The sequence below is a fragment of the Methanoculleus sp. genome, from assembly GCF_035363275.1.
Classification (GTDB): domain Archaea; phylum Halobacteriota; class Methanomicrobia; order Methanomicrobiales; family Methanoculleaceae; genus Methanoculleus.
In genome coordinates, this window is record NZ_DAOSET010000079.1 from 1 (window position 1) to 7,020 (window position 7,020).

Here is a 7,020-nt window from a genome sequence, read left to right on the forward strand (position 1 = left end):
CTCTAACCTGTACTTTTTTTGCCTTCGGGCCGACATACTCAGTATATGACCATTGACGTCCTCGCGTTTGCGACTTCCCCCCGCCGCCACGGGAACTCCGAGATCCTCCTCGACTGGGTGCTCGCGGCGATGGAGGAGCAAGGGGCTGCGGTTGAAAAGATCGTCGTCGCCGAGGCCGACATCAGGCCCTGCCGCGGGTGCAACGTCTGCGAGACGCTCAACCGGTGCGTCCAGCGGGACTACATGGACTACCTCCACGACCGGATCATCGCGGCCGACTGCATCATCCTCGCATCCCCCATCTACTGCATGGGGCTTTGCGCCCAGGCGAAGGCGCTGGTCGACCGGGCCCAGGTCTTCCGCTCCCGGAAGTACGTTCTCCACCTCCCGATCGTCCCGCCGGAGCGGAAGGGGAAGCGAGTCGGGATCTTCCTATCGACCGCCGGACAGAACTGGGATTACGTCTTTGACGCAGCGATCCCATCGGTGAAGTGCCTCTTTCACGTCGTCGATATCAGGAATACGGATATCCGGTACCTGATGGTGAACGGCGTCGACGAGAAGGGCGCGATTGAGCGCCACCCGACCGCGAAGGCCGACGCAGCGGCTCTGGCTCGGGAGGTCGTCAGACACCTGCGGGAAGTGGGCGTGGCATGAGCGAGACCGTAAAAGTCCTCGGGATCTCCGGGAGCCCCCGGCGGCACGGGAACACCGAGACCCTGCTTGACGCCGTCCTCGAGGGTGCCCGCGAGGCGGGAGGCGATGTCGAGAAGGTCGTCCTCCGGCAGCTCGACTTCACCTCGTGCCGGGGGTGCAACGCCTGTCACCGGACCGGGGTCTGCGTCATCAGCGACGACCTCACGGCGGTCCTGGAGAAGATAACCGCCGTCGACGTCCTGGTCCTCGCGTCGCCCATCTACTCGATGGGGATCACGGCGGAGGCGAAGGGGCTGATCGACCGGGCCCAGTACTTCTGGGCGCGCAAGTTCATCCTGAAGAACCTCTACTTCACGGACGAACACATCCGCCACCACAAGGGGATCTTCGTATCGACCGCAGGGCTCGGGTGGGAGAACGTCTTCGACGCGGCGTTTCCGGCACTCACGGCGTTCTTCAACACCACCGGGTTCGAGTACTGGGACAACGTCATCGCAAACGACATGGACCGCTACGGCGGGGTTGGGGGGCATCCCACCGCGCTCGCCGAGGCGCGGGAGAAAGGGCGGAGTGTGGTCGTCCTCATCAGGAAAATGCAGATCGCGGAGGAGCCCGGGGCCTGATCGTTTCCTCTCCGGGGAGCAACTATCAATAACCTTTCCCGCACGCCGATCAGGGTCGGGGGTTCAGGACAGCGTGTAATAAACGAATCAAGTAGATCTTTCCCCGATAAGAAACCGGAACCATTTAATAAAACCCCATTGAATTCACCTCCAGTAGCAGTATATAATGCTCTCGAGGAGAAGGGAAGGACCTGTATGTGACCCCCGTCGAGCCACCACAAGATCCCTGCAGTATATTGCCGGAGTACCGGATACTCGACGCGATCGACCTCGGGATCCTCCTCGTCGGTGAAGACCTCACCGTCATCCTGGCGAACGCGGCCTTCCGCCGGCTCACCGGGGGCGAACCGGAACAGGTTGTCGACGAGGTCGCCGGGCGGGTCCGGAGCGCGACCGGGGACGGGATCCCGGAGTTCGAGTGCCGGCTCCGCGCCCCGGACGGAAGGGGGGAGCGGTACCGCTGCTCGGGCCGAAGGGCGCCGTCCGGCGAGGGCTGGCTGCTCTTCTTTCGCAAAACACCGGACGACTACGAGAAGATCGTCGAGTATACCGGGACGGCAACGATCCTGATCGAAGGCGACGGCACCATAACGCTCGCGAACACGGAGTTCGAGCGGCTCTCCGGGTATTCGCGGGATGAGATCGTCGGGGTAAAGCGGCTGACCGAGTTCATCGCCTCCGACGACGAGCGAGAACGGATCGCAGGGTATCACGCCCTCCGCCGACAGGAACCCGGAACCGCGCCGATGAACTACTCCTTCTCGTTCGTCGACCGTTCCGGCACCATCCACGTCGTCGAGGTCACCATCGGCCTGATACCGGGAACGAACCGCTCGGTGATGTCGCTCCTCGACGCGACCGGGCGGAGACGCGCGGAGCGGGCGCTGCAGGAGAGCGAGGAGCGGCTGAACCTCGCGCTCTCGGCGACAAACGACGGGCTGGTCGACTGGGACGTCGGTTCCGGCGCAATATTTTACAGTCCCCGGGGTTTCACGATGCTCGGCTACGCGCCGGGGGCGTTCGTGCCCACGATCCCCACGATTCTCGCGCTCGTTCATCCGGAGGACCGCGACCGCGTGGAGGCGGCGCTCGCCGGGATGGCCGCAGGAGTTCGCGACCGCTGCGAGATGGAGTTCCGGATGAAGTCCGCATCGGGGGAATGGGTCTACGTGCTCGACCGGCTCCAGGTGGTCACGCGCGACGAGAGCGGGACGCCGCTCCGGATCGCCGGGACGCACTCCGATATCACGGAGAGGAAGGAAGCGGAGAAGGAACTCCTGATCGGGAAGGTGTCGCTTGAGTCGTCGTTTGCCGCGATCGCCATCGCCGACCTCGACGGCACTATCACCCATGTCAACCCATCACTGCTCGCGATGGGCGGGCTGACCGACCCTGGAGAGGTTCTCGGCCGGCATCTCACGGAGTTCTGGGTAGAGCCGGCGAAGGTCGAGCGGGCGCTTGCGACGTTTGCGGAGCGCGGCAGGTGTACCGGGAAACTGACCGGCAAAAAAGCCGACGGAACGGAATTTACCGCCCATATTACCGCGACCATTCTCAAGGATGACTCGGGAACCCCGATCTGCATCATGGCCACCGCCGTCGATATCACCGAGGAGACGCGCATGGCGCAGGCGCTCAGGGAGAGCGAGGAGCGCTACCGGACGCTTGCGGAACTGGCGCCGGACGTCATCTTCCTCGTCGATAGTGACGGGATCGTCCACTACGTGAACAGTGCCGGCGGCCGCCTGCTCGGCACGGATCCGGAGAAACTGCAGGGAAAAAACATCAGGGAACTGTTTCCGCCCGACGTCGCGGAGAGGTGGATCGCGGCGCTCCTGGCCGCAGCAGAGCAAGGAGGGGGGCCTTTCAGCGATGAGACCCTGATCCCGGGGGAGGCGGGAGGTTTCTGGCTCGAGACACGCCTCATCCCGACGCCGGGAAGCGACGGGACCGTCCGGCGCCTGCTGGGGATCAGCCGCGACGTCACCGGCCGGAAGCGGGCCGAAGAGCAACTCCGGTTCCAGGCCCGGGTGCTCTCGCAGGTGGAGGACGCCGTGATCGCGGCCGACGCAGAGGGGCGGATCATCTTCATGAACCGGGCAGCAGAACGGCTTTACGACGTTCCTTCTGGCGAGGCTCTCGGCCGGCACACCTCGGAACTCTTCACTATCGAGTGGGCCCGCCCGGACGACGAGGAGGCGGCGAAAAACGCTCTCCAATCATCCGGAACCTGGCGCGGCGTCGTCAGCCACCACAAGAGGGGCGGAGAGGTCATATTCGTCGACGAGACGCTCAGCACCCTGAACGACGATTCCGGGTGGATTACCGGGAGGCTCTATTTCCTCCGCGATGTGACCCGGCAACGGCAGGCCGAACTCGAACTCTGGATCAAGGATATGGCGATAGCGTCGGCGCTCGAAGGGATCTCTCTTTCCGACCACGACGGGAAGATCATCTACGCCAACCGCGCCTCCCTCGCCATACACGGGTGGGAGGAGGAGGAGATCGTCGGGCAGCCGGTCTCGGTGCTCTGGGGGGACCCGGGAGAGATGAACCGGATCAGAGAGGAACTCGTCCGGAACGGCGCCTGGTCCGGGGAGGTGAAATCGCGACGAAAAGACGGATCGACCTTCCCCATGCAGCTCGCCCTCTCCGTCGTCACCGATGAAGCGGGCAGGCCGATCTGCACGATGGGGTCGGGGATCGATATCACCAGGCGGAAAGAGGCCGAGCGGGAACTCAGGATCCGGGATATGGCAATCGCGTCATCTTCAAGCGCGTTCACCATCGCCGATCCTGACGGCCGCCTGACCTACGTCAACCAGGCGTTTCTCACCATGTGGGGCTACGACTCTCCAGCCGAGGTTCTCGGCAAGCGGGTCACGGAACTCTGGCAGAACGAGGAGAACGCCATAAACGCACTCCGGAAGATCGTCCGCACCGGCCGGCACACCGGCGAACGGATCGGCAGGAGGCGGGACGGGACGACGTTCTATGCCATGTTCTCCGGGACCCTGGTCCGGGACAGCGACGGAGTTCCCATCTGCATCACGGCCTCGCTCACCGATATCACCGGCCAGAAAGAGGCCGAAGCGAAGATCAAGGGCCATAACCGGGCGCTTTCGGTCTTAAACCAGATCATCGGGGTATCGACGTCCGCGACGGATATCGACGAGATGCTGGAGAGCGTACTTGCGGCGACCCTCGCCCTCCTCGACCTTGCGGGCGGCGGCATCTATCTGGTCGAGCCCGGAAGGCAGAGGGCAAGGCTCGTCTGCACGTACGGGCTGCCGGAAGGCTTCCCCGCGCGGCCGTGCATCCCGGACATCGCCGCTCCGCCCTATGCGGATGTGCTGGTTGCAGGAGAGCCCCGGTTCTACGACGATCACCCGGGGGAGGGCGGCGAGACACCGCACCCTTACGCCAGCATCCCGATCATGGCGCACGACAGGATCATCGGGGCCCTGAACGTGGTCTCCGAGAGCGGCGGCCGGTTCACGGACGCCGACCGTTCTCTTCTTACGGCCATAGGGAGGGAGATCGGCACCTCCGTCGAGCGCACCATGCTGATCCGGCAGCTCGAGATGGCCGAACGGGAGGCAAACCTCTACCTCGATATCCTCAGCCACGACATCAGGAACGCCGAGAACGTCTCAGGCCTCTACACCGATCTCCTCGTCGAGACGCTTGACGGGGAGACGAAGGGGTATGCCCAGAAACTCCAGGCCAGCATCCGGAAGAGCATCGAGATCTTGCGAAACGTCTCGACGATCCGCCGGATTCACCAGGAGTCGACCGTACTCGGGCCGGTCGACCTTGATCGGGTGATCCGCGAGGAGATCGGGATGTTCCCGGAGATCCGCTTCTGTTATGACGGCACGGATCTTGCGGTCATGGCCGATGCACTCCTCTCCGAGGTCTTCACGAACCTGATCGGGAACGCCATCAAGTTCGGGGGCCCGGCGGTCGAGATCACGATCCGGGTGGAGGCGCGGGACGGCGAGGTCCAGGTCTCCGTCGAGGATACCGGGCCGGGGGTGCCCGACGCGATGAAAGAGTCCATATTCATGCGGTTCGGGCAGAGCAAGCACCGGAAGAGCGGGCAGGGTCTCGGTCTCTATATCACCCGGATGCTGGTATCACGCTACGGCGGCCGGGTCCGGGTCGGCGACCGGGTGCCGGGCCGGCCGGAATGCGGTGCGGCGTTCCGGTTTTCGCTGAGACGATCCTGAAAACAGGTGGGCCGATCCCTCAGAGGAGGAGGGACCAGAAGAGGAGCGCGCCGGAGGCGACGATGAGGACGGCAAAGACGGCCGGGCTCCAGGCGAGGACCTTGCGCCCGTCGAGGACGCTGATCGGGAGCATGTTGAACGTGGCGATCATGGCGTTGACCCGGAGCCCGACGAGGCCCACGAGGCCGAGGAGCCCGCCGCCGGAGAGCAGCACGAGAGCCGCGAAGGGTATGCAGAGGACGAGATTCGTGATCGGCCCCGCCGCCGATATCCGCCCGTTCTCCCCCTTCGTCGCGTTCCCGTAGACATACGTCGCTCCCGGCGCCGCAAAGACGACCCCGACGAGCGCCGCCATCACCACGGCGATGAGGAGCATCTGGTTGTCCTTCTTGAACTCGGCCCAGTAGCCGTAGCGCATGGCGGCGAACTTGTGCGCCAGCTCGTGGAGGACGAAGGCGACCCCCACCGTGACGAGCGACATCACGAAGAGGAGGAGGAAGGTATTGACGTCCACTCCGCCCCGAACGTAGAGCAGGGTGAAGGCGATCGATATGGCAAGCCACGCGATCAGGAGGTCCCGGCGCTCGCGTGGCGGTAGACGTTGCAGCATCCGGTACCAGGTTTGTGCCGGCACGATAATACCTTTCGCTTCCCCGGGCCGTCAGGTTTATTCCCCGGCCGCGGCCAACCATGGAGTATGTCCCTTGACGCCGTCAGGAACGATATCCGCGAGATCGATGAGAAGATCGTCGATCTGGTTGCAAAGCGGCAGAGACTCGCGGCCGAGGTCGCCCGGATCAAGCAGGAGAAGAGCCTTCCCATCCACGACGGCCCGCAGCGCAAGGCGGTCCTCGACCGGGTCTTCACCTACGCCGTCGAGAGCCGGATCGACCCGGTCGCCGTGCGGCGGATCTTTGAGATCCTGGTCGATATGAGCGAGGAGCGGCAGCGGGAGTGCAGCGGCGACGGCAACCTGCCGTGAGAAAAAAGGGTTATTGGGTGAGCATCGTCCCGACACCCTGGTCGGTGAAGAGCTCGAGGAGCAGGTTGTGTTCTTTGTTGCCGTTCACGACGTGGGCGCTCGTAACACCGTTTCTGACCGCCTTCATACAGCCTTCGAGTTTCGGGATCATCCCCCCGGCGATGACCCCCTCGCCGATCATCGCCTCCGCTTCAGTGAGCGCGAGCCGGTGGTAGACCATCGTCCGGCCGGCATCCATCACGCCGTCGACGTCGGTGAGGTTGACCAGCTTGAACGCGCGAAGAGCGATCGCGATCTCGGCCGCCGCCGTATCGGCGTTGATGTTCAGGCTCCGGCCCTGCCGGTCGATGGCGATCGGGGCCACGACCGGGATGTAGTTCTGGGCGAGGAGGCAGTGGAGCACCTCGGGGTCGACCTCCTCGATCTCGCCGACCTGGCCGAGGTCCACCTCCTGCATGACCTCCCCGACCTTCACCCGCTGGGGCTCCATCTTCCGGGCGATGAGGAGGTTGCCGTCGTTGCCGGA

6 protein-coding genes are annotated in these 7,020 nt (G+C 64.3%); 4 read left to right on the forward strand and 2 right to left on the reverse strand.

What is annotated here, in order from left to right:
- The first annotated feature begins 45 nt into the window (after nucleotides 1–45).
- The 3 genes from PLN84_RS12165 to PLN84_RS12175 all read left to right on the forward strand — a co-directional run bounded on the left by PLN84_RS12165 (nucleotide 46) and on the right by PLN84_RS12175 (nucleotide 5,512).
- Nucleotides 46–657, forward strand: coding sequence for a flavodoxin family protein (locus PLN84_RS12165; protein WP_292384114.1), 612 nt, complete (start codon nucleotides 46–48; stop codon nucleotides 655–657).
- On the forward strand, nucleotides 654–1,280 hold the full coding sequence (locus tag PLN84_RS12170; protein ID WP_292384113.1) for a flavodoxin family protein: 627 nt from the start codon (nucleotides 654–656) through the stop codon (nucleotides 1,278–1,280). The genes PLN84_RS12165 and PLN84_RS12170 overlap by 4 nt, the downstream gene beginning before the upstream one ends.
- Before the next feature lie 197 nt (nucleotides 1,281–1,477).
- Nucleotides 1,478–5,512, forward strand: a complete 4,035-nt coding sequence (locus tag PLN84_RS12175; RefSeq protein ID WP_299954139.1) for a PAS domain S-box protein — start codon at nucleotides 1,478–1,480, stop codon at nucleotides 5,510–5,512.
- 19 nt (nucleotides 5,513–5,531) lie between these two features.
- Here PLN84_RS12175 and PLN84_RS12180 read toward each other — a convergent pair whose 3' ends face one another.
- Entirely contained in the window at nucleotides 5,532–6,122 is a 591-nt protein-coding gene (locus PLN84_RS12180; protein WP_348532113.1) for a site-2 protease family protein, read from the reverse strand.
- Nucleotides 6,123–6,209: 87 nt separating this feature from the next.
- Here PLN84_RS12180 and PLN84_RS12185 point away from each other — a divergent pair, with 87 nt between their 5' ends.
- Entirely contained in the window at nucleotides 6,210–6,494 is a 285-nt protein-coding gene (locus PLN84_RS12185; protein ID WP_292384107.1) for a chorismate mutase, read from the forward strand.
- A 10-nt stretch (nucleotides 6,495–6,504) separates the two neighbouring features.
- Here PLN84_RS12185 and argB read toward each other — a convergent pair.
- A partial coding sequence (argB, locus tag PLN84_RS12190; protein WP_348532114.1) for an acetylglutamate kinase occupies nucleotides 6,505–7,020 on the reverse strand: 516 nt, incomplete at its 5' end.

Excerpts from the sequence above, each read along its gene's own strand:
- PLN84_RS12165 (WP_292384114.1), top strand. The coding sequence starts at position 46 with ATGACCATTGACGTCCTCGCGTTTGCGACTTCCCCCCGCCGCCACGGG.
- PLN84_RS12170 (WP_292384113.1), top strand. The coding sequence starts at position 654 with ATGAGCGAGACCGTAAAAGTCCTCGGGATCTCCGGGAGCCCCCGGCGG.
- PLN84_RS12180 (WP_348532113.1), bottom strand. The coding sequence starts at position 6,122 with ATGCTGCAACGTCTACCGCCACGCGAGCGCCGGGACCTCCTGATCGCG.
- PLN84_RS12185 (WP_292384107.1), top strand. The coding sequence starts at position 6,210 with ATGTCCCTTGACGCCGTCAGGAACGATATCCGCGAGATCGATGAGAAG.